This is a genomic window from Bradyrhizobium sp. I1.14.4, from assembly GCF_050435825.1.
Lineage (GTDB): Bacteria > Pseudomonadota > Alphaproteobacteria > Rhizobiales > Xanthobacteraceae > Bradyrhizobium.
This window is the reverse complement of sequence record NZ_JBNDLA010000004.1, coordinates 80,260-102,839: the sequence shown is the minus strand read 5'-3', so window position 1 is coordinate 102,839 and position 22,580 is coordinate 80,260. Positions and strand designations below refer to the sequence as shown.

Here is a 22,580-nt window from a genome sequence, read left to right as displayed (position 1 = left end):
TTCGCCTTTGTCGCTGGAGGAGCGCCAACGAGTCCGCGCGAAGCGCGGCCCGATGACAGGCTCCGCGCGTCTCGAAGGATGCACGGCCACGATGTGGCGGCGCGGATAGAGTCGGGCCGTTCGCCCCTCGAGACGGCCGCTTCGCGGCCCCCCTCAGGGTGACGGCGATAAATTCATATCCACGGCACCAGACCTAATGCACCGTGCCGGGTGCCTCCGCTGCCGGCTGCGGTGCGGCGGTCTTGCCCTTCTTCGCCTTGCGCCAGTTCTCGAAGCTCTGCACCACGACGAAGAACGCCGGCACGAACAGCACGGCGAGGCAGGTCGAGGCGATCATGCCGGAGAACACGGTGATGCCGATCGACTTGCGGGCGTTGGCGCCGGCGCCGGTCGCCAGCACCAGCGGCAGCACGCCGAGGATGAAGGCAAACGACGTCATCAGGATCGGCCGGAATCGGGCGCGCGCCGCGTCGATCGCAGACTCCAGCACCGGCTTGCCGTCGCGTATGTGATGTTCGAGCGCGACCTCGACGATCAGGATCGCGTTCTTGGCCGACAGCGCGATCAACAGGATGGTTCCGATCTGGGTGTAGAGGTTGTTCTCGATATGCAGGCTCAGCAGCACCAGCGTCGGGCCGAGCAGCGACAGCGGCACGGCCAGGATCACGGAGATCGGCGCGTACCAGCTCTCATATTGCCCGGCGAGCACGAGATAGACTAGCAGCAGCGCCAGCGCGAACACGTAGTAGATCTGGCCGCCGACTTCCTTCTCTTGGTACGACATCGCCGTCCACTCGAAGCCCGAGCCTGATGGCAGCGTCTTTGCCGCGATCTCCTCCATCAGCGTCATCGACTGGCCGGACGAGTAGCCCTGCGCCGGCAGCCCGATCACGGTGGCGGACGGATAGAGGTTGTAGAGGCTGATCAGCGACGGCCCGACCGACGGCGTGATCTTGGCCACCGTGCCGAGCGGGATCATGTCGCCGTTGCTGTTGCGCACCATCATGTTTTCGATGTCGCGCTGTGTCAGGCGGTACTGTGCCTCGGCCTGGGTGTAGACCTGAAAGGTGCGGCCGAACTTGGTGAACTGGTTGACGTAGCTGGCGCCAAGATAGGACGACAGCGCCGAGAAGATCTGGTCGGTGGTCACGTGCAGGGTCTGCGTCTTGACGCGATCGACATCGACGTCGAACTGCGGCACCATCGAGCGGAACGACGACTGGACCCGCTGCAGCGCGCTCTGGGTCTGCGCATTGCCGACGATCGCCCCGGTGACCGCCTGCAGCTTGCCGTAATCGGCATTGCCGTCGCGCAGTTCGACCTGCATGGCAAAGCCGGCGGCGTTGCCGATGCCTTGTATCGGCGGCGGCGGAATCACCAGGATGCGCGCCTCCGGGATCACCGCGAGCTTGTCGTTGAGCCCATAGACCAGCGAGCGCAGGTCCTCGCCCGGCCCGCGCGCACCCCAGTCCTTCAGGATCAGGTAGGCGACGCCGGCATTGGCGAGGCTCGAGGAATTGTCGAGCGCGGAGATGCCGGCGATGCTCACCACCTGATCGACGCCGGGCGTCTTGCTGGCAATCTCGGTGACCTTGTCGAGCACGTGCTGGGTGCGGTCGAGGGCTGCGCCGTCGGGCAGCTGCACCGCCGCGAGCAAATAGCCCTGGTCCTCGATCGGGATGAAGCCGGTCGGCACCCGCGACAGGCCGTAGCCGGCGAGCCCGATGATAACGAGCGCGACGGCGACCGAGGTCTTGGCGTGCCCGGCGATGCCGCCGACCACGCGTGCATAGCCGCGCTCGAGCCGGTCATAGACCGCGTTGAAGCCGCGATAGAAGAAGTTGCGCTTTTCGGGCGGCGCCGGTGGGCGCAGCCACAGCGCGCACTGCGTCGGCTTCAGGGTCGCGGCATTGACCGCGCTGAGCAGCGCGGTCGCAGCGATCACCAGCGCGAATTGCGCATACATCCGCCCGGTCAGCCCGGGCAGGAAGGCCGCCGGCAGGAACACCGAGATCAAGACCAGCGTGATGCCGACGATCGGCGCGAACAATTCGTCCATCGCCTTGATCGCGGCGTCGTGCCCGGACATGCCGCGCTCGATATTGTGCGCCGCGCCCTCGACCACGACGATGGCATCGTCGACCACGATGCCGATCGCCAGCACGATCGCAAACAGCGTCGAGAGGTTGATGGTGAAGCCGAGTGCGGCCATGCCCGCGAACGCGCCGATGATCGTAACCGGCACCGTGGTCGCCGGCACCAGCATCGCCCGCCAGTCCTGCAGGAAGACCAGGATCACGACCAGCACCAGGAGGCCGGCCTCGATCAGCGTCTTGTAGACCTCCTCGATAGAGGCGTTGACGAATTTCGTGGTGTCGAACGGCGTGTCGTATTTGATGTCCTGCGGGAATTGCTTGGCCAGCTGCGTCATCTTCTTCTCGACGGCCTTCTCGACCTGCAGCGCGTTGGCGCCCGGCGACTGGAACACGCCGATGCCGACCGCGGGCTTCTGGTTCAGCGAGAAGATCTGGCTGTAGGTCTGCGCACCGAGCTCGACCCAGCCGACGTCGCGGACGCGGGTGACATCGCCGACATTGCCTGTCTTGACGATGATGTCCTCGAACTGGCTCTTGTCATCGAGCCGGCCGTTGACGTTCAGCGTGTACTGGAACGCCTGCCCGGCCGGCGTCGGCGGCGCGCCGACCTGGCCGGCGGTGACCTGCTGGCTCTGCTGCTGGATCGCCTGGATGACGTCCTGCGGCATCAGCCCACGCACCTGCAGCTTGTTCGGATCGAGCCAGACCCGCATCGAATACTGCCCGGCGCCGAACACCGTGACGTTGCCGACACCGGGCAACCGCGACAGCTCGTCCCTGATGTTGATGGTGGCGTAGTTCGACAGGAACAGGCTGTCATAGGTCTTGTTCGGCGAGGTCAGCGTCACGAACAGCAGGATCGAGGTCGACTTCTTCTGGACGGTGACGCCCTGGTTCTGCACCGAGGTCGGCAGCTGCGACAGCGCCGAGGAGACGCGGTTCTGCACCAGCACCTGCGCGAAGTTGAGATCGGTGCCGATCTTGAAGGTCACCGTCAGCGTATAGGTGCCGTCGGCACCGCTGTAGGACTGCATGTACAGCATGTCCTCGACGCCGTTGACCTGCTGCTCGATCGGCAGCGCCACGGTGTCGACCACCGTCTTGGCCGACGCGCCGGGATAGCGCGTCGTCACCTGCACCGTCGGCGGCACCACGTCGGGATATTGCGCGACCGCGAGATTATACAGCGCCACGCCGCCGAGCAGGATCATCAGGATCGCGATGACGTTGGAAAGGACCGGGCGCTCGATGAAGAATTTCGAGATCATGGCGCGTGCGTCCTATTTGGCCGGTGCCGGAGGCGTGTCGCCCTTCTGCATCTGCGGATCGACCTTCTGGCCGGGGATCGCGCGCAACAGTCCGGCGGTCACGACACGGTCATCCGCCTTCAGTCCGCTCTCGATGACGCGCAGCCCCCCGTCGAGCGGGCCGGTCGTCACCTTGCGCTGCTCGACCACGTTCTCGGCATTGACGACCAGCACGTAGCGGCCCGCCTGGTCGCTGCCGATCGCAACATCAGGCACCAGCAACGCATTGTCCTGCTTGTCGAAGGGAACGCGAACGCGAACGTAGAAGCCCGGCAGCAAGGTCCGGTCCGGATTTGCGAACACGCCGCGGACCGCGAGCGTGCCGGTCGACTGGTTGAGAGTCGGCGAGATGTAATCGATCTTGCCTTTGTGCGGATAACCGGTCTCGGTCTGCAGGCCGACTTCGACGGGCAACTGCCGCAGTTCGTTCACCGACATGCCGCGGCGCCGCGCCTCCTCGCGCACGCGCAGCACGTCCTGTTCGTTGACGTTGAAATTCACATAGATCGGGTCGAGCTGCACGATGGTGGCGAGTTGCGTCGGCGACGCCACGCCGACCAGCTCGCCGATCGAGACAAGATGGTTGCTGACGATGCCGTCGAACGGCGCGGCGACATTGGTGTAGCCGTAATTGACCGCGGCGATCTTGGTATTGACCCCGGCCTGCTGCAGACTGGCCTGCGCGTTGTCCCGCGTCGCGGTCGAGTTATCAAGGGTTGCCTGCGAGACTGCCTGGCGCTGCACCAGATCGACCTGGCGCTTGTAATCGGTTTCGGCCTGCTTCAGCGTCGCCTGCGCTCCGACTTCGGCCGCTTGCGCCTGCTCGAGCTTCAGCTTGTAGGTCTCCGGCTCGATCGTGAACAGGGTGGTCCCCTCCTTCACAGGCGAACCGTCCTGATAGTTGATCGACTGCAGGAAACCCTGCACGCGCGCGACCAGATCGACGGTCTTGATCGGCGCTGTGTTTCCGGTGGCGTCCAGATAGCGTGTGATGGCGCGCTGCACAGGCGGCGCAACCTCGACCTTGGGCGGCGGCGGCGCAACAAAACTGTTTTGCTCGCAGGCACTTAAACCGACAAAGGCCGTGATGACGAAAGCGGCGCGCGTCAGTTGCACAGTTCGCAGCCGCACAAAATTACTCTGACTGAAATGTGCCGATGCGCGCGCATGCCTCATTTCCGAGCCTCGATTCAAATGACTTAATTCAAAGATATCGTAGCCCGCAAAAAACAAACTGGGTTCATCCATAGCAACAATCCGCTTGCGGCGGAACTCGAAAGCGAAAATGATGCCGCTCGCCGAGGTTGTTAGAGCAAATCATTTTAGAACTCAGTTCGGTTGAGCCGGTGGTTTCCGGCGCAACGAGAGGATTTAATCAGATGATCAACGCGTTGACACGTGTAACGAAGCTCTCCGCATGGCTTGCGCTTGCCGCCCTCATGAGCACCGCACCGGCCTTGTCGCAGGCCCCGACCCAGGCGCAACGCGACGCCATAAAGTCACAATGCCGCAACGACTACGTTGCACACTGCTCGAGCATTCCGCCGGGCGGCGAAGCCTCGCTGCAATGCCTGCAGAAGAACATGGCAAGCCTCGCGCCGAGCTGTGCGAGCGCGGTGAAGGCCGTGGAAGCGCCGGCCGCCGCACCGAAGGCGGAGTCCGCGCCTGCGGCAGCCAAGACCGATACAGCCAAGACCGACGCGGCCAAGACCGAGGCAGCGCCGGCAGCGACCAAGCCCGCCGCTGAGGCTGCGGCACCGAAGGCGGCCGGAGCGCCGTCCAGTGCGCAGATCTCCGCGATCCGCAGCGCGTGCCGCTCCGATTATCCCAAGGTCTGCGCCGGCGTGCCGACCGGTGGCGCACCCGCGCTGCAGTGCCTCGAGAAGAACAAGGCAAAGCTCTCGCCGGCCTGCGAGAAGGCAGTGGCCGCCGCTGGCGGCGGTGGCGCCGTGCCGGCCGCGGGCGCTGCGCCGGCCGCGGCACCGGCGGCTGCGCCGGCCGCGATCGTGTTGCGGCCGCTGCGGCCGCGTGAAGAGCTGTTCGTGCTGCGCTCGGCCTGCGGCGCCGATGTCCGCTCGATCTGCGGCGGTGTCCAACCGGGCGGCGGGCGGATCGTGCAATGCCTGGCGACCAATGCAGGCTCATTGTCGCCGGGATGCCGGGACGTGCTGGCGCCGTTCGCGGCGCGGTAATCCTGGTGTCACGCAACTGACCGGAAAAGGCATCATCGCCTGTCTCGCCAAGGCGAGCGACAAGCTGACCCCCGCCTGCAGGAAGGTGCCGGCGAAGCAGAGAAGAAGCCGCCGCGCAGGCGGTGAGACGACAAGTGCCCGGCGGTTGCCGGGCACGGAGCCATAGCACCTTGTTGTCACCTAAAGGCCAACCAGACCTCACTCCGGGAGAGGAAATATCATGCGCTCATTTTTGCTGATCGCTGCGGCCCTGCTGTCCTTTGCCGCGACCATGACCTTTGAGTCCTCCGACGCCAACGCCGTCGTGTGCGGACGCGGCCCTTATCGTGCCGGATGCGCCGGCGCCCGCGGCGCGGTCGTCGTCCGCAAGCCCGTCGTCGCCGGCTGCCGCTGGGTGTGGGTCGGCGGGGTCAAGGTCCGCCGCTGCTACTGAGCTGGGACAGGATTATTTCGGGCTGCTACTGGCCCAACCGTGCGCATTTTCCCTCTGGCGTTCCCGCCAGAGGGCGACTAGTCTGACCCAAATTGTAAGTACACTGTCAATCTGGGAGGCAGACGTTGCGGATCGCCGTGATCGGCGGAGGGCCCGGCGGGCTCTATTTCGCCTATCTCTGGAAGAGGCGTCATCCTGACGCCGAGATCGATCTGTTCGAGCAGAACGCGGCCGGCGCCACCTGGGGCTTCGGCGTGGTGTTCTCCGAACAGGCGCTGGAGTTCCTGCGCGCCGACGACCCCGAGACGGTCGACGCCATCACCCCGAGGATGGAGAGCTGGAAGAACATCACCCTCAATCTGCGTGGCGAGAGCGTCGAGATCGACGGCGTCGGGTTCTCCTCGATCGGCCGGCTGGCGCTGCTGACGATCCTGCAAGAGCGCGTGCGCAGCACAGGCGTCACGCCGCGCTTCGACACCGTGGTGCAATCGGTCGACCAGCTCAAAGGCTACGACCTGATCGTCGCCGCCGACGGGCTGAACTCGATGGTCCGCCACGGCTTCGAGAGCGCCTTTGGCGCGTCGGTTTCGCAATCAACCAACAAGTTCGCCTGGTACGGCACCACCAAACCGTTCGCGACGCTGTCGCAGACCTTCGTGGCGACCGAGCGCGGTCGCTTCAACGCCCATCATTATCGCTATGCAAAGGACATGAGCACCTTCCTGGTCGAATGCGACGCGGCAACCTGGGCGGCCTACGGTTTCGCCGACAAGAGCATCGAGGAATCGCAGGCGATCTGCGAAGACGTATTCGCCGCGACGCTGGACGGCCACAAGCTGATCTCGAACAAATCGGTGTGGCGCAGTTTCCCGTGGATCTGGAACGAGCACTGGTCGCACGGCAACATGGTGCTGATCGGCGACGCACTGCATTCGGCGCATTTCTCGATCGGCTCGGGCACGCGGCTTGCGATCGAGGACGCGATTGCGCTGACGAAAGCACTGGAGACCGAGACCGGCATTGCCGCCGCGCTTGCCCGCTACGAGAGCGAGCGCAAGCCGATCGTGAAGAAGCTCGTCACCGCGGCGCGGACCAGCGCCGACTGGTACGAGCATTTCCGCGCGCAAATGGAGCGCGATCTGATGGATTTTGCCTACAGCTACATCACCCGCTCCGGCCGGATCGACGACGCGCGGCTGCGCGCGATGTCGCCGGCCTTCATGGCCCGTTACGAAGCCGCAAAGGGACGATCATGACTGGGATCTCCGACCTGGTTCCGCAGGACAATCCCGGTGCACGCGAGATCGGCTTTGCGATTCCGGAGTGCTACAATGCGAGCCGTATCCTGTTCGACAATCTCGGCAACGGCAATGCGGATCGACTGGCGCTGACCGGCCCGGCCGGCCCGCGGACCTATCGCGAGCTCTGCACTGAGGCCGCCCGCTGGGGCCACGCATTCCTGTCACTCGGACTGCAGCGCGGCGACCGCGTCCTGCTGTTCCTCGACGACACCCCCGCCTACCCGGCGGCGTTCTTCGGCGCGGTGCGCGCCGGCTTCGTGCCGCTGCTCATCAACACGCTGACGACGCCGGAGCTGCTGCAATTCTATCTATCCGACGCCGGCGCGCAGGTCGCCGTCGCCGATGCCGAATTCTGCGCGCGCTTCAATGCGGAAGCCTGCAAGGACACGCCGCTGCGTACGCTGATCGTGGTCAATGGCACGGCGAGCAGTCACGCAGTTGCCGAGGAACGCAACGCCGGCGAATGGCTGCAAGCGTTTCCAACCGAGCTCGACGAGGCCGGCACCCACCGCAACGAGATGGCGTTCTGGATGTATTCGTCGGGCTCCACCGGCCGCCCCAAGGGCATCGTGCATCTGCAGCACGACATGGCCTATAGCGAGCTCGCCTTCGCCCGCAACGTGCTGAAGCTCAAGCCCGGCGACATCTGCTTCTCGGTGCCGAAGATCTTCTTCGCCTACGGCTTCGGCAATTCGATCACGTTCCCGTTCTCGGTCGGCGCCGCCACGCTGCTGCTGCCGGGCCAGCCGAAGCCGGGCGCGATCTTCGCGGCGATCGGGCAATATCGGCCGACCGTGTTCTTCGGGCTGCCGACGCTCTACATCTCGCTGACCAAGGCTGAGGGCGCCGGCACTGCCGATTTCTCCTCGCTGCGGATGGCGGTCTCCGCTGCCGAGGTGCTGTCGGCCGATGTCTTCAACGGCTGGAAACAGCTCACCGGGCTCGAGATCATCGAGGGCCTCGGCTCGACCGAAGTGCTGCACGTCTATCTCAGCAACCGCGCGGAACAGAAGAAGCTCGGCGCCGCGGGCCTGCGCGTGCCCGGCTACGAGATCATGCTGCGCGACAGCGACGGCCGCGAGGTCGGCGACAACGAAGAAGGCATCCTGTGGGTGCGCGGCGATTCCGCGACCCCGCTGTACTGGAACCGGCCGGACAAGACTGCGGAGACGGTGCGCGAGGCCGGCTGGATCTACACCGGCGACCGCTTCATGCGCGACAGCGACGGCTTCCATTTCTTCCGCGGCCGCGCCGACGATCTGGTGAAAATCTCCGGCCAGTGGGTCTATCCACTCGAGGTCGAGCTCTGCCTCGCCGATCATCCCGACGTCCGCGAATGCGCCGTCTACGCCGTCGAGCTGCCGGACCGCCGCATGACCCTGCGGGCAGTGGTGGTGATGAACAGCAGCGGTTTCGACGCCAATGAGGCGACGCGGCGGCTGCAGGACTACGTCAAGACGAAGCTGCTGCCGTACAAATATCCGCGCGAGGTGAAGTTCATCGACGAGCTGCCGAAGACCGGCACGGGGAAAATAGATCGGCAGGCAGTGATGCGGATGTAGCCTTGGGATGCAGGTGGCACCACATACTCCGTGTCGTCCCTGCGAAAGCAGGGACCCATCACCACAAATGTTTGTGGTGCGAAGGCTGGGGCCCCAGCTTGCTTCAACAACGCCCATTCGTGGTTATGGGTCCCGGATCGCGCTTCGCTTGTCCGGGACGACGAGTAATTAGCTACCCAGCCCCGTCCCGCCATACAGCCACGCGATATCGTCGCACCACTCGTCCTGCGACTTCGCGCTCATGATCGCGTTGCGGATGCGGGCGTGCTCGCCTGAGGGATGATAGACGTGCTCCCCGATCGCGCGTGACATCAGCTGCACGCGCGCGGTGCGCGGAAAGCGGTGCGCGCGGTAGGTATCGAGCGCGACCGCATGATCGTCGTGACTGGCCAGCATGTGCGACAGGCAGACCGCGTCCTCCATCGCCTGGCAGGCACCTTGCGCGAAATATTGCAGCATCGGATGCGCGGCGTCGCCGAGCAGCACCACGCGGCCGTCGACCCAGCGTTCGGTGGGATCGCGGTCGCACAGCACCCACAGCTTCCAGTTGGTGCCGTGGCGGATGATGTTCTGCGCCCGCTCGTGGACGTGGGTAAAGCCCCGCATCACCTCGTCCTCGGAGACCGGCTTGCCGGCGACCGGCTCCGCCGCGTCGTTGTGATAGGTGACGACGAGGTTGAACACCTTCCAGCCCGACAGCGGGTAGTGCACGATGTGGCATTTTGGGCCGGCCCACAGCGTAGCCGCATTCCAGCGCAGATCCTCCGGCATCTGCTCGGTCGGGATCACGGAGCGATAGGTGGTGTGACCGGAGACGCGCGGCGGGCCATCGGCCGTCACCTGCTTGCGAATATTCGACCACAACCCGTCGGCGCCGATCAGGAGACGTCCGTTGATGCGCTCGCCACTGGCGAGCTTCGCGGTCACGGACGAACCATCCTGCTCGTAGCCAACAACGTCGCTGGAAACGCGCAACTCGATCAGCTCGTGCCTCTCGCAGGCGCGCAGGAACACGCCGTGCAGGTCGCCGCGATGCACGACCGCATAGGGATTGCCGAACCGGGCGCGAAAGGCGTCGCCGAGGTCGATGTGAGTGATCTCGTCGGCGGTCAGCGCATCCATCAGCCGCAGCTGGTCGATATAGACCGCCATGTTGCGCGCGGCCTCGCCGACGCCGAGATAGTCGAAGGCGTGGAACGCGTTCGGCCCAAGTTGGATGCCGGCGCCGATCTCGCCGAGCGCGGCGGCCTTCTCCAGCAGAGTGGAGCGAATGCCCTTCTGGGCGAGGCCGAGCGCCACGGCAAGGCCGCCGATGCCGCCGCCCGCGACCAGGACAGGTCCCGTCTCAGCCATCAGCCCGACCTCCCGAGATGTTCGAGCGCATCCTCGGCGCGCAGCGGCACGCGCGACGCCTCGTTGTTGAGGTCGACGAGTTGGGTCAACAGCGCCAGCAGCGTCTTGCGGTCGGCCGGCTTCAGCGGCTGCAGCATCCGCGCCTGCGCCTTGTCGACCGAGGGCATGATGTCGTTGAGCACCGCCGCGCCGGCCTTGGTGAGGTAGAGCAGCTTGACGCGCTTGTCTTCCGGCGCCGGCTTGCGCAAGACGAACTCCTTGGCCTGCAACCGCTCGATCACATTGCCGAGCGTGGAGCGGTCGAACGCGATCACCGCCGAGAGCCGGGTGGCGTCGATGCCGGGATGGGTCGAGATCGCGACCAGCGCGGCGTATTGCACCGGCGTCAGGTCGAACGCCTTGCACTCCTCGATGAACAGCGCGACCGCGATCTGCTGCATGCGCCGGAACAGATAGCCGGGCGCAGTGTAGACCGCGTCCATGGTGACGGGCGTTGGCTTGCTATTCGGCATCTTATTCGGCATCGGGCTGCCTGTCCGGGGCGGCGTCGGCGAACGCCTTGACCTGTTTTGCCGCGGCCTCTGCCTTGAGCAGGCGCGGATAGGCGGAGACATCGACGCCGAAGCGCCGGGCATTGGCGAGTTGCGGCACCAGGCAGAGATCGGCAAGGGTCGGCTGGTCGCCAAAGCAGAACGGCCCGGCCTCCGCCGCGATCAGGGTCTCGCAGGCCGACAAGCCTTCGCGATTGGCCCAGGCCGCCCACTCCGTCACCTGCGCCTCGGGCAGGCCGAGCTGACGCAGCCGCGCCAGCACTTTCAAATTCTGCACCGGGTGGGTGTCGCAGGCGATCGCCTGCGCAAACGCCCGCACCTTGGCGCGCCGCAGGGGGTCGTTCGGCAGCAGCGGCGGATCGGGATTGGTCTCGTCGAGCCATTCGATGATCGCAAGCGACTGGGTGAGGATCGCGCCCGCGTCGCTCTGCAGGGTCGGCACCAGCCCTTGCGGGTTGATCGCAAGATAGGCGGGCGCGCATTGCTCGCCCTTGCGCAAATGATGCGGCAGGTGCTCTGGCGTGAGCCCCTTCAGATTGAGGGCGATCCGGACCCGGTAGGACGCGCTGCTCCGGAAATAGCCATGCAGCTTCATCGGAACCTCCCTTGCATTTCCTCATTGGCTTGTTTGATTGACGCTAGCCATATTGTCAGTATACTGTCAATTAAATTGAACCGACAAGAATGATGGGAGGCTTGCCATGGAAGCCGTGCAGAAAACCCCCGAGCGCGAGGCGCTCTACAAGAAGATCGACGGCCAAAACCTCTCGGCGCTGTGGAACGTGATGAACGATCTGATCACGCCGGAGCCGAAGAGCGCCTGCCGCCCGCATCTGTGGAAGTTCGACCAGATCCGCGATTACATGAACGAGGCCGGCAGACTGATCACGGCCAAGGAAGCCGAGCGCCGCGTGCTGGTGCTGGAAAATCCCGGCCTGCGCGGCCAATCCAGGATCACGACGTCATTGTTCGCAGGCGTGCAGATGGTGGTGCCGGGCGACATCGCGCCCGCCCATCGCCATGCCCAGTCGGCGCTGCGCTTCGTGCTCGAGGGCAAGGGGGCCTTCACCGCGGTCGATGGCGAGCGCACTGCGATGTCGCCGGGCGATTTCGTCATCACGCCGTCGATGACCTGGCACGACCATTCCAACGAAACCAGCGAGCCGATGTTCTGGCTCGACGGGCTCGACATCCCGATGGTGCAGTTCTTCGACTGCTCGTTTGCCGAAGGCGCCAAGGAAGATCAGCAGTCGATCTCCAAGCCGGCCGGCGCCAGCTTCGCGCGTTACGGCCACAATCTGCTGCCGATCGACCAGAAACGAACGTCGAAGACCTCGCCGATCTTCAACTATCCCTACGAATACACCCGCGAGGCGCTGGAGAAGGCCAGGGTCGGCGACGAGTGGGACGCCTGCCACGGCCTCAAGCTGAAATTCTCCAATCCCGAGACCGGCGATTTTGCGATGCCGACCATCGGCACCTTCATCCAGCTGCTGCCGAAGGGCTTCAAGACCGCGCGCTATCGGTCGACCGATGCCACCGTGTTCGCCGCGATCGAGGGCAAGGGCCGCACCCGGGTCGGCGACCAGACTTTTGAGTGGGGACCGCGCGACCTGTTCGTGGTGCCGAGCTGGCACTGGGTCACCCACGAGGCCGACGCCGACTCCGTGCTGTTCTCGTTCTCCGACCGCCCGGTGCAGCAGAAGCTCGACCTGTTCCGCGAAGACAGGGGCAACGCGTAACACGCGTGGTCCCGGCGAAAGCGCCGCGGCCTCAGGAAAGGGCACGCGGCGAGACATTTATCCTGCAAGCGCCAGCGGTGGTTATGGATCCCGGCCTTCGCCGGGACGACACCGTGTGTTGCGGCCGGCAGTGCGCTTCACCGCCAGTGCAGCAGCCGCGTTTCGAGCAGGTTGATCAGCTTCCCGACCGCAAGTCCGAACAGCGACAGGATCACGACGCCGGCGAGCAGTTGATCGGTCTGCATCAGATTGCCGGCCTGCAGCACGAAGGCGCCGATGCCGTATTGCGCACCGATCATCTCGGCGCTGACGACGAGCAACAGCGCCACCGACGCAGTGATGCGGAAACCGGAAAGGATCGAGGGCAGTGCGCCGGGCCAGATCACGCGGCGGACGATGGCATGGAACGGCACGTTGAAGCTCTGCGCCATCCGGATCAGATTGCGCGGCACCGCATCGACGCCGCTATAGACCGAGATCGCGGTCGAGAAGAAGACGCCGAGTGCAATGGTCGCGATCTTCGGCTCTTCACCGATCCCGAGCCACAGGATCAGGAGCGGCAGCAGCGCGATCTTCGGAATCGGGAATAGCGCCGAGATGAAGGTGATGCCGACGCCGCGCGCCATGGTCGACAGCCCGATCGCAAAGCCTGTGATCACGCCGGCGACCGTGCCGACGATCCAGCCGGTGCCGATCCGCATGATCGACCAGGACAGATGCTGCCACAGCGCGCCCGACATCGCGAGCTTATAGATCGCAACCGCAATCGCCGACGGCGCCGGCAGGAACAGCGGATTGACCAATCCTGCGCTGCCGGCGAGCTGCCAGACCGCGATGACGAGCGCGAGCGCGATCCAGCCGGCAGAGCGGCTGCCGCCAGGAATGAAGCCAGCGCCGCGAAACGCGACCGGCCGCGGCGCCTCCGTCGATTGGTCTGGCGTCTCCAGTGGCGCGCGGTCAAGCATGCTGGACCTCGCGCTCGGCATCGATCGCCTCCTTGCGGATCAGCGACCACAGCTCGCCTTGAAGCGCGGCCAGTGGCCCGCGCGCATCGGCCGCGCCGCGCTCGGCGCGCGTCATCGGGATGGTCACGATCTCCCGGATGCGGCCGGGACGGCGCGACAGGACGACGATGCGGTCGGCAAGCCGCACTGCCTCTTCGAGGTTATGCGTGACATAGACCGCGCCCATCGCGCCGTCGGCGAGCAGGCTCACGAAATCCTCCATCAGGAGCTCGCGGGTCTGCGAATCCAGTGCCGATAGCGGCTCGTCCATCAACAGGATCGCCGGCCGAACCGCGAGCGCGCGCGCAATGCCGACGCGCTGGCGCATGCCGCCGGAAAGCTGCTTCGGATAGGCCGTGCGGAAATCCGAGAGCCCAGTGCGGCGCAGCGCGTCGTCGATCACCGCGCGGCGCTCGACGGCGCTCAGGGCCGTATGCAGCAACGGAAACGCGACATTCTCCTCGACCGTATTCCACGGCAGCAAGGCAAAGTCCTGAAATACGAAGGTCAGCGGATTGAGGCTGCCGGCCGGCGGCGCGCCGCGCAACTCGGCTGCGCCCGCAGCTGGCCGCAGCAGGCCGCCGAGGATCGACAGCAGCGTGCTCTTGCCGCAGCCGGACGGGCCGACGATCGCGACGATCTCGCCGGCGCGGACCGTGAAGGAGACATCGTCGAGCACGTCGAGTGCGCCGAAGCGATGGCTGATATGGTCCGCGATCAGATCCATCTAGAGCCTCAATATTCAACCGTCATCCCCGCGCAAAGGCTTCGCCTTTGTCGCTGGAGGAGCCGCGCAGCGGTGTCTCGAAGGATGGACGGCCCCGATGCAGCAACTCGGCCGTGCATCCTTCGAGACGCGCGCAAGTGCGCGCTCCTCAGGATGACGGGAATAAGATTGCGCGCATAGTTCGACATCAATCCGCCTTCACATAATCCTTGGCGATGATCGCGCCGGCGTCAAAACCCTTGTCGACGAAGCCCTGCTCCTGCAGCCATTTGATCTGGTTGTCGACGTTCTTCACGTCGAGCTTGCCGTCGGGATCGATATAGGCGCAGTTGCCGACCACCTGCGCGACCGGCAGGTTGGTGTATTTGGCGATGATCTCGAGCAGCGGCTTTGTGGATTCGTTGATCGGCACCACGCCGTCCTTGATCGCGCTGAGGATCACGTCGTGATATTCGCGGTCGGCACGGGTCAGCGCGGTGAGCAGCCTGGTCACCAGCGGCGCGTTGGCCAATGTCTTCGGGGAAGCGAAGATGGCGCCCAACTGCCACGGCGTCTCATCGCCGACCCAGCCGAGGAATTTCGCACCCTTGGAGTCCATCAGGGTCCGCGCGGTCGAGACCGGCAACAGTGCGGCGTCGACGGTTTCGCCCTTCAGCGCCGCGGCCGCGTTCGACAGCGACTGCAGCGGCACGACCTTCACGTCAGACAGCTTGAAGCCGTATTTGCCGGCGAGCAGTCCGAGCGAATAATGGAAGCTGGAGCCGACCTGGGTCACCGCCACGCGCTTGCCCGCGAGATCCTTCGGTGTCTTGAGGCCGGCGGCATAGGCATTGTTGCTGGCGAAATAGCCGATCAGCGGATAGCCGGCCTTCTCGCGGCTCATGCCGCCGATCACCTTCAGCGTGCCCTTGCCGGCAAGATTGTAGAGCCCTGCGGTGACGGCGGTGATGCCGAAATCGACGTCGCCCGATGCGGTCGCAACCGCGATCGGCTGCGCCGCATCGAAGAATTTGAGCTCGACATCGAGGCCGGCGTCGCGGAAATAGCCTTTGTCCTGCGCGATGAACACCGGCGCTGACGACGACAGCCGCAAGACGCCGATCTTCGCCTTCAGGACATCATCGGCCCGCACGATGCCGCCCGCGGCCCACACCAGCAGACCCGTGAGTGCGAGCCGCGCCCAACCCTTCATTCCCATCCTCCGCCTAGAGCCTTTTTCCGTTCCGATTAAATCGGAACGGGGCTCTAGATTCTTGTTCTGACGCGTTTTCTTCACGCGAACCGGTATCCACTTCGCTTGAAAACACTCTAGACTCCTTCGGGCACGGCCTGATCGCGGCCGATGAACGCGCCCTGCTCTGCGAGCCGTTGTTGCAACTTTTCGACGGAAATGTCGCGCGGAATCGTATTACCCGACAGCGCCAGCGCCGCCGCGGTTCCCGCTGCCTCGCCCATCACAAAGCAGGCACCCGAAACGCGCGCCGCCGATTGCCCTTCATGGGTCATCGAGGCGCAGCGGCCGGCGACCAGCAAATTGTCGACGCCATCAGGCACCAGCATGCGATACGGCAACTCATTATAGCCGCGGCTTTCCGGGATCGGCGGGAACTCGAAGATCACGTCGCCCGGCACGTGGGATTCCTTGGGCCACCCATTGACGCCGATCGAATCCTGGAACGACGCGCAGCCCAGCACGTCCTCGCCTGAGAGCATATAGCCGCCGATCACCCGCCGCGTCTCGCGGATGCCGAGCTGCGGCGGCAGATCGACGATGTAGGAATTTTCGAAGCCGGGCACCGTGCGCAGGAACGCAAAGGCCTCGACCGCCTGACGGCGGCCCTCGATCTCACCGCGCGTCATGTCATCGGGATCGATGCCGGAGATGGCGCCGCCGTCACGTCGCGTCACCTGGGTGAAATTCACCCGCCATTCGATCTGCGATTTCTGCGGCCGCACGATCGCGGACTTGCGCGGGAATTTGTACGTGCCGGCGGCCTCGGCTTCGGCCATCAGCGCCGGGATGGTGCGCCAGGCATCGCCGGCTCTCGCCGGATCGATGCCGTTGAGGCGGAACATCATCGAGGGATAGAGCATGCCGCCGGCATTGTCGCCGACCTCATAGGGCGCGCCGGCCCACACTGCGAGGTCGCCGTCACCGGAGCAATCGATGAAGATGCCGGCCCGCACGGCCCGCCTGCCGGCCTTGGTTTCCACCATCAGCGCGCGAATGTGTGCGCCGTCCATGACGACGCCGGCGCCGAGCGCGTGGAACAGGATGTCGACCTTGTGATGCGCCAGCAGATCGTCCGCCGCGATCTTGTATGCCGCGGTGTCGTAGGCCTGCGCAAGGATCTTGCCGAGGATCAGATGCGGCGTGTTCAACCCGCCAAGCCGGTCGATCCGCGCCAAGAGGTCGGAGGCGATGCCCTGCACCACGCGGTGCATCTCGCCGAACACATTGGCATGCAGCCCGCAGAAGTTCGTCACTCCCGCCGCGGTGCCCATGCCGCCGAGAAATCCGTAGCGTTCGATCAGCAGCGTCCGCCGTCCGGCACGTGCGGCGCCGACGGCTGCTGCGATGCCGGCCGGCCCGCCGCCGAGCACCACCACGTCGTAATCGCCATAGACCGGGACCTGCCGCGCAGGCTCTTCGATCGTGCTCGCTCGCATCATTTCCGCCCTGAACAAAGTTTGATTGGGCCAACTATGAATTGATGCGGATCGCGGTACAATCCACCAAATTATGCGATCAGCTTTCGCGAATCGAGAAAGGACCGGGAAACGCAAATGGATACGCTGGTCAACCTCGAAGCCTTCCTCGCCACCGCCGACACCGGCGGCTTCTCTGCGGCTGCGCGCAAGCTCAACGTCGCGACATCGGTCGTCGCCAAGCGCGTTACCCAGCTCGAGGAGCGGATCGGCACCGCGCTGTTCCACCGCTCGACCCGCCAGTTGCGGCTGACCGAGGCAGGGCAGCAATATGTGCATCGCGCCCGCGGCGTCGTTGCCGATGTCGGCGATCTGCTGTCGCGGATGGGAGAGAAGCAACGCGACCTCTCCGATCACCTGCGCGTCAAGGCGCCGACCTCGCTGACGGTGGCGCGGCTCGCCGATGCCTTCACGATTTTCCAGAAGCAAAACCCGAGCGTGAAGCTCGAGATCGTGATGATCGACCGCCCGGTCGATCCGGTGACCGAAGGTTTCGATATCGCGATCGGCGCGTTCCCGCATTCCTTCGGCGGTGTCGTTGACGAGCCGCTGTGCCGGCTGCCGCGCCTCATGTGCGCCTCATCAGCGTATCTGAAGAAGCACGGCACGCCGAAGCATCCGCGCGACCTGGTCGATCATCGCTGCCTCAGCTTCCTGCCGACCGGGCCGGAATGGCCGTTCGAGGGACCGCGCGGCCGCATCAATGTCCAGGTGCGCCCGATTCTCTCTTCGAACGAGGGCCGCGTGCTGACGCAAAGCGCAATCGCCGGCAACGGCATCGCGCTGCTCTCGCATTATCTGGTCGCGGACGCGCTACGCGACGGCGCGTTGCAGCCGATACTCGCGGAGTTTCCGATCCCGGAACTGTGGGTGAAGGCCGCCGTTCCCGAACGCCGCATCGACGCCGCCGCCGTGCAGGCGCTGCTGAAGACATTGAAAAAATCGCTGTCGCAGCCGCTGTGAAGCGACGGTGGCCTTGCCCCTCACAAGCGGACCTGAGACAAGGACGCGAAAGGATCATCGCTTGAAACTCTTGATGTCAGTGTCGCTTGGTCTCATCATCGTCGCTGCGCCCGCGGCGGCGATCGAGACCTGCCGCTTCATCGAGGCCAAGGCGGATCGCGAGGCCTGCTACCATCGGCAAGAGGAGGAGCTGGCGGCCCGGCGCAAGGCCGAGCCGCCGATAACGCGCTCAAACGAATCGAAGACGTTCGACCAGCTGCAACAGATGCGCCGTGACGACGAGGAGGTCTATCGCAGCATGCGTGGCATCTGCCGCGGCTGCTGAGCGAAGCGGCAGGACTTACGCCGTGCCGCTGCCCCAGCGGCCGGCGCGCTTCTCGGCAAAGGATGCGAGCCCTTCGGCCGCCTCGGCGGTCTGCCGCTTGGCCGAGTGCAGATGGACGAGGCGCTTGTAGGCCTCGTCGTCTACGGCCATGCCGCCGAACGAGCTCTCCATAGCAAGCTTCTTGGTCTCGGCCATTGCATCCGGCGCATTGCCGAGCAACTGCTCCACGACCCGGCCGCCGGCGCTCTCGAGATCGGCGAGCGGCACCACCTCATGGACGAGACCGATGCGGCGCGCATCCTCGGCGCTGAAACGTTCGCCAGTCAGCGCGTAGCGGCGCACCTGGCGGACACCGATCGCGTCGCAGAGCTGCGGGATGATGATCGCCGCAGTCAGGCCCCAGCGCACCTCGGTGATCGAGAACAGCGCGTTGTCGGCCGCGATCACGACATCGCAGGCCGAGATCACGCCGGTGCCGCCGCCGAAGCAGCCGCCCTGCACCAGCGCCACCGTCGGGACCGGCAGCGTATTGAGGCGCTGCACCGCCTCGAAGGTGGCGCGCGACGCCGCCTCGTTCTCCTCTGATGATTTCGGCCGCACGCCGTTGATCCACTTCAGGTCGGCCCCGGCCTGAAAATGCTTGCCGTTGCCGTTCAACACGACGACGCGCACCGGCTTGGTCGAGAGATCGTCGATCGCGGCCAGCACGCCCGCAATCAGCGCGCCATCATAGGCATTGTTGACCTCGGGGCGATTCAGCGTGACGGTCGCGACCCCGCGCGCATCGAGGCTCCACAGGACTGGGCTGGCCGACATGATTTCTCTCCCTCGTTCGGCATTGCTGTGGTCCGGCACTATGGCGAGAGGAGATGCCTTGATCCATCACTTTCGAGCGCGCGCGACCGCGCCACGCGCATGACGGGTTGCACGATGCCCTGTGCTTGTGGAAACTGACGCGGCACGTTGCAAGGAATTGTTCCACTGATGCGTATTTGCATTTTCGGCGCAGGCGCCGTCGGCAGCCACTTCGCGGTGCGGCTCGCACGCGCCGGCCACGATGTGTCCTGCGTGATGCGCGGGGCGCATCTCGACGCGGTCAGGACCAACGGGCTGACGCTGAAGGTCGGCGACGCCAGCCTCACTGCCAAGGTGAGGGCGTCGGCCGATCCTGCCGAGCTGGGGCCGCAGGACGTCGTCATCAGCACGCTGAAGGCCACCGGCATCGGCGCGCTCGCAACCGCACTGCCGCCGCTGCTTCAGCGCGACACCGCAATCGTGTTCGCGCAGAACGGCATTCCCTGGTGGTACGATCTCGGCCTGCCGCCGCAGCATCCCGAGATTCCCGATCTCGGCTTCCTCGATCCAGGCGGGCGCTTGCGCGGCACCATCCCGAAAGAGCGGATCATCGGCGGCGTGATCTTCTCCTCCAATGAGGTGATAGCGCCGGGCGTGGTGGCAAATCTGTCGCCGGATCGCAATCGCCTCTTGATCGGCGAATGCGACGATCACCGGAGCGCGCGCATCGCCCGGCTGCGCGCGGCGTTCAATGACGCCGCGATCGAATCGCCCGAAGTCAAGCAGATCCGCGAGACGATCTGGTCGAAGCTATTGACCAACATGTCGATGTCGGTGCTCTGCCTGTTGACCGGACTGACCGCACGCGGCGTCCGCGACGATCCTGACATGCAGGACGTGATCCCGCGCCTGCTCGACGAGGCCAATGCCGTGGCGACCCGCTATATCCCCGACGTCAAGCGCGTCACCCGCAGCGGGCCGGCGCCGGACCACAAGCCGTCGATCCTGCAGGATTACGAGCTCGGCCGCGCCATGGAGATCGATGTGCTGGTACGCGCCCCGGCCGCGTTTGCCCGCGCTGCTGATATTCCGACCCCGATGCTCGACCTGATGGCCGCGCTCGCGATCCAGAAGGCGCGTGACAAGGGGCTGTATCAGGGCTGACAATCCGGGGACGAGAACAACAAGCAGGGACATCGAACCATGCATGTAAGGGACAAGATCTGCGTCGTCACCGGCGGCGCGAGCGGAATCGGCGAAGCGGTAGCGCGGGCCTATGCGGAGGGCGGCGCGCGCGGCGTCGTGGTCGCCGACCTCAAGACCTCGCGCGACCGGCTCGCCAGCGTCGCCGGCGATATCGACGGGCTCGCGGTCACCGCCGATGTCGGGCTCGAGGAGGACATCAAGGCGCTGATCGCCGCGGCCGAGGACAAATACGGCCCGGTCGACGTGTTCTTCTCCAATGCCGGGCTGTCGCGCAAGGGACAGGAAACGGCATCCGATGCCGACTGGGACGTCAGCTGGCGCGTGCATGTGATGAGCCACGTGTTCGCGGCGCGCGCCCTTGTGCCGGGCATGCTCGCGCGCGGCTCCGGCTATCTGCTCAACACCGCGTCTGCGGCAGGGCTCTTGGCCTCGCTGAATTCGATGCCTTACGGCGTCACCAAGAATGCCGCGGTCGCGCTCGCCGAACATCTCGCCATCCAGTACGGCGATCGCGGCATCCGCGTCTCCGTGCTCTGTCCGCAATCGGTGCAGACGGGGATGACGACGCCGGGCCCGAGCGCGGCGCGTGTCGACGGCGTGCTGCAGCCGGGTGAAGTCGCACGGATGGTCATCGAGGCGATGGATGAAGAACGCTTCCTGATTCTCTCGCATCCGCAGGTGCAGGAATACTTGCAGCGCAAGGCCACCAATCGCGAGCGCTGGCTGTCCGGCATGCGCCGCCTACGCGACAGGATCTACGGTGGCGCAGCGTCAGGCTGACGGCGGCGCAAACTTCTCCAGCGGCCCGGAATAGGCCTTGGCAGCAGGTGAAGCGTAAGCGCCGCGGCGTGACGTCGTGAGCTTCAAGCCGGCGAGTGCTTCCGCCTGCTTCACCGCCGCCGCCACGCCGTCGATGACAGGCACGCCGAATTGCGCCGACAGCTCCTGTGCGAGATCCGCCATGCCGGCGCAGCCGAGTACGATGGCATCGGCACCCTTCTCCAGCGCCCGCGCGATCTCCGCTTGCAGCTTGGGCTTGGCGCCCGAGCCCGGCTTCTCGAGATCGAGCACCGCGACGTCGCAGGCGGTAACCATGGCGCGATCGGAAAAGCCATAGCGGCGGACCAGTTCCTCCAGCGGCACGATCGAGCGCGGCAGCGTGGTGACAACACCGATGCGCTTTGCGACCTGCCCGGCCGTGACCAGCGCCGCCTCGCAGATACCGACCACCGGATAGCGCGCCGCCGATCGCGCAGCGTCGAGCCCGGTGTCGTCGAAACAGGCGATGATGCCGGCATCGGCATTGGGCGTCTTCAGGAGCGCTTCGATCAGCCCGGGAACGGCGAACGCCTCGTCATAGAAGCCCTCGATAGAGGCCGGCCCCATCGACGACGTGACGGCGACGATCTCGGTGCCCGGCGACGCAACCGCCCGCGCGGCGGTCGCGATGATCGCGGTCATCGACGCGGTGGTGTTGGGATTGACGATCAATATCTTGGTCATCGGAGGAGATTAATAGCCGAATGGAGCGAAGTGCAATCCGGGACTGTGTCACAGGCGGAACGCCCTGCCGGCTACCAATGCTTCGCGACCCAGGCCGCGAAGGCATCGAGCAGCTCGGCCATCACCTCGCGGTCATTGCGGCCGGAGCGCTTGAGGACATGGAAGGAGTGATCTGCCTCCTGCACCAGATGCAACGTCGCACGGCGACCCAACCCCTTCACCACGGGCTCGAGCAAGTCGAGTTCCGCCAGCGCGTCGCGCGTGCCCTGCAGAAACAGCATCGGGACGTTGACCTCGGCGAGATGTTTGGCCCGCTCGCTCGACCGCTTGCCGGCGGGGTGGAGCGGGAAGCCGAGGAACACCAGCCCACGCACGCCGGCGAGCGGCGCTTTCGCCTGCGCCTGCGAGGTCATGCGTCCGCCGAACGATTTGCCGCCGGCGAACAGCGGCAGTTCGCTGCAATGACGCGCGGCTTCCGCCACCGCGGCACGCACCGTCGCCTGCGCGACGGTGGGCGGATCGGGCCGCTTGCTGCCCTTCTCCATGTAGGGAAACTGATAGCGCAGCGTCGCGATGCCGCGCTCCGCCAATCCTTCGCAGATCATGGCCATCGACGGATGCGTCATGCCGGCGCCGGCGCCATGGGCAAACACATAGGCCGCACGCGCCTGCGCCGGTCGGAGCAGCAGCGCGGACACCGTGCTATCGTCCGAGACGGTGATCGTGAGCGGTTGTGCAACTGACGCGTTCAAGGTGATATCTCGAAGAATTGTTGCGCCGCTATATTTAGCCGCAGGCCTTGATGCGCGCA

At 65.4% G+C, this 22,580-nt stretch carries 21 protein-coding genes; 9 read left to right on the top strand and 12 right to left on the bottom strand.

Annotated elements, in window-relative coordinates:
- Positions 1–193 precede the first annotated feature (193 nt).
- Together ABIB78_RS10305 and ABIB78_RS10300 are read right to left on the bottom strand one after the other, a co-directional pair.
- Positions 194–3,364, bottom strand: a complete 3,171-nt coding sequence (locus ABIB78_RS10305; RefSeq protein WP_429024131.1) for an efflux RND transporter permease subunit — start codon at positions 3,362–3,364, stop codon at positions 194–196.
- A 12-nt stretch (positions 3,365–3,376) separates the two neighbouring features.
- Positions 3,377–4,534: an efflux RND transporter periplasmic adaptor subunit gene (locus ABIB78_RS10300; protein WP_429024130.1), complete on the bottom strand. Its 1,158-nt coding sequence runs from the start codon at positions 4,532–4,534 to the stop codon at positions 3,377–3,379.
- Positions 4,535–4,782: 248 nt separating this feature from the next.
- On the opposite strand from ABIB78_RS10300, the gene ABIB78_RS10295 reads away from it, so the two are divergent.
- The 4 genes from ABIB78_RS10295 (at position 4,783) to ABIB78_RS10280 (ending at position 8,891) form a co-directional block, all read left to right on the top strand.
- A complete protein-coding gene (locus ABIB78_RS10295) occupies positions 4,783–5,595 on the top strand; it encodes a cysteine rich repeat-containing protein (protein WP_429024129.1) in 813 nt (270 codons plus the stop codon).
- 220 nt (positions 5,596–5,815) lie between these two features.
- Positions 5,816–6,028: a hypothetical protein gene (locus ABIB78_RS10290; RefSeq protein WP_429024128.1), complete on the top strand. Its 213-nt coding sequence runs from the start codon at positions 5,816–5,818 to the stop codon at positions 6,026–6,028.
- A gap of 125 nt (positions 6,029–6,153) precedes the next feature.
- Positions 6,154–7,284 (top strand): FAD-dependent monooxygenase, encoded by a 1,131-nt coding sequence (locus ABIB78_RS10285; RefSeq protein WP_429024127.1) that lies wholly within the window; start codon positions 6,154–6,156, stop codon positions 7,282–7,284.
- Complete coding sequence (locus ABIB78_RS10280; RefSeq protein WP_429024126.1) at positions 7,281–8,891, top strand: benzoate-CoA ligase family protein; 1,611 nt, start codon at positions 7,281–7,283, stop codon at positions 8,889–8,891. Before ABIB78_RS10285 ends, ABIB78_RS10280 begins: the two co-directional genes overlap by 4 nt.
- A gap of 168 nt (positions 8,892–9,059) precedes the next feature.
- On the opposite strand, the gene ABIB78_RS10275 is transcribed toward ABIB78_RS10280, so the two are convergent.
- The 3 genes from ABIB78_RS10275 to maiA are packed head-to-tail and all read right to left on the bottom strand — an operon-like array spanning position 9,060 to position 11,390.
- A complete protein-coding gene (locus ABIB78_RS10275) occupies positions 9,060–10,244 on the bottom strand; it encodes a 3-hydroxybenzoate 6-monooxygenase (protein ID WP_429024125.1) in 1,185 nt (394 codons plus the stop codon).
- Positions 10,244–10,756: a MarR family winged helix-turn-helix transcriptional regulator gene (locus tag ABIB78_RS10270; protein WP_429024124.1), complete on the bottom strand. Its 513-nt coding sequence runs from the start codon at positions 10,754–10,756 to the stop codon at positions 10,244–10,246. Before ABIB78_RS10270 ends, ABIB78_RS10275 begins: the two co-directional genes overlap by 1 nt.
- A 1-nt stretch (position 10,757) precedes the next feature.
- Positions 10,758–11,390, bottom strand: a complete 633-nt coding sequence (gene maiA, locus ABIB78_RS10265; RefSeq protein ID WP_429024123.1) for a maleylacetoacetate isomerase — start codon at positions 11,388–11,390, stop codon at positions 10,758–10,760.
- A gap of 106 nt (positions 11,391–11,496) precedes the next feature.
- Here maiA and gtdA point away from each other — a divergent pair, with 106 nt between their 5' ends.
- A complete protein-coding gene (gene gtdA, locus ABIB78_RS10260; RefSeq protein WP_429024122.1) occupies positions 11,497–12,537 on the top strand; it encodes a gentisate 1,2-dioxygenase in 1,041 nt (346 codons plus the stop codon).
- Between the two features lie 137 nt (positions 12,538–12,674).
- On the opposite strand, the gene ABIB78_RS10255 is transcribed toward gtdA, so the two are convergent.
- From ABIB78_RS10255 to ABIB78_RS10240, 4 genes are all read right to left on the bottom strand, one after another.
- Positions 12,675–13,502 (bottom strand): ABC transporter permease, encoded by an 828-nt coding sequence (locus ABIB78_RS10255; RefSeq protein WP_429024497.1) that lies wholly within the window; start codon positions 13,500–13,502, stop codon positions 12,675–12,677.
- The gene (locus ABIB78_RS10250; protein ID WP_429024121.1) at positions 13,495–14,268 is read right to left on the bottom strand and encodes an ABC transporter ATP-binding protein; all 774 of its coding nucleotides are present in this window, start codon (positions 14,266–14,268) and stop codon (positions 13,495–13,497) included. The genes ABIB78_RS10255 and ABIB78_RS10250 overlap by 8 nt, the downstream gene beginning before the upstream one ends.
- Before the next feature lie 187 nt (positions 14,269–14,455).
- A complete protein-coding gene (locus tag ABIB78_RS10245) occupies positions 14,456–15,460 on the bottom strand; it encodes an ABC transporter substrate-binding protein (protein WP_429024120.1) in 1,005 nt (334 codons plus the stop codon).
- 116 nt (positions 15,461–15,576) lie between these two features.
- Positions 15,577–16,938, bottom strand: a complete 1,362-nt coding sequence (locus ABIB78_RS10240; RefSeq protein ID WP_429024119.1) for an FAD-dependent oxidoreductase — start codon at positions 16,936–16,938, stop codon at positions 15,577–15,579.
- 117 nt (positions 16,939–17,055) lie between these two features.
- Between ABIB78_RS10240 and ABIB78_RS10235 the strand changes: the two genes are divergently transcribed.
- Positions 17,056–17,940 (top strand): LysR family transcriptional regulator, encoded by an 885-nt coding sequence (locus ABIB78_RS10235; protein WP_429024118.1) that lies wholly within the window; start codon positions 17,056–17,058, stop codon positions 17,938–17,940.
- Between the two features lie 73 nt (positions 17,941–18,013).
- Positions 18,014–18,265 carry a hypothetical protein gene (locus tag ABIB78_RS10230; RefSeq protein ID WP_429024117.1) on the top strand — a complete coding sequence of 84 codons (252 nt, stop codon included), beginning with the start codon at positions 18,014–18,016 and terminating at the stop codon, positions 18,263–18,265.
- A gap of 15 nt (positions 18,266–18,280) precedes the next feature.
- Here ABIB78_RS10230 and ABIB78_RS10225 read toward each other — a convergent pair whose 3' ends face one another.
- A complete protein-coding gene (locus tag ABIB78_RS10225) occupies positions 18,281–19,081 on the bottom strand; it encodes an enoyl-CoA hydratase-related protein (protein ID WP_429024116.1) in 801 nt (266 codons plus the stop codon).
- Positions 19,082–19,249: 168 nt separating this feature from the next.
- On the opposite strand from ABIB78_RS10225, the gene ABIB78_RS10220 reads away from it, so the two are divergent.
- Entirely contained in the window at positions 19,250–20,224 is a 975-nt protein-coding gene (locus tag ABIB78_RS10220; protein WP_429024115.1) for a ketopantoate reductase family protein, read from the top strand.
- 39 nt (positions 20,225–20,263) lie between these two features.
- Positions 20,264–21,046: an SDR family oxidoreductase gene (locus ABIB78_RS10215; protein WP_429024114.1), complete on the top strand. Its 783-nt coding sequence runs from the start codon at positions 20,264–20,266 to the stop codon at positions 21,044–21,046.
- Here the strand turns inward: ABIB78_RS10215 and ABIB78_RS10210 are convergent.
- Positions 21,038–21,769, bottom strand: coding sequence for an aspartate/glutamate racemase family protein (locus ABIB78_RS10210; RefSeq protein WP_429024113.1), 732 nt, complete (start codon positions 21,767–21,769; stop codon positions 21,038–21,040). The genes ABIB78_RS10215 and ABIB78_RS10210 overlap by 9 nt on opposite strands.
- 71 nt (positions 21,770–21,840) lie before the next feature.
- On the bottom strand, positions 21,841–22,521 hold the full coding sequence (locus ABIB78_RS10205) for an alpha/beta hydrolase family protein (RefSeq protein WP_429024112.1): 681 nt from the start codon (positions 22,519–22,521) through the stop codon (positions 21,841–21,843).
- Between the last annotated feature and the right edge of the window lie 59 nt (positions 22,522–22,580).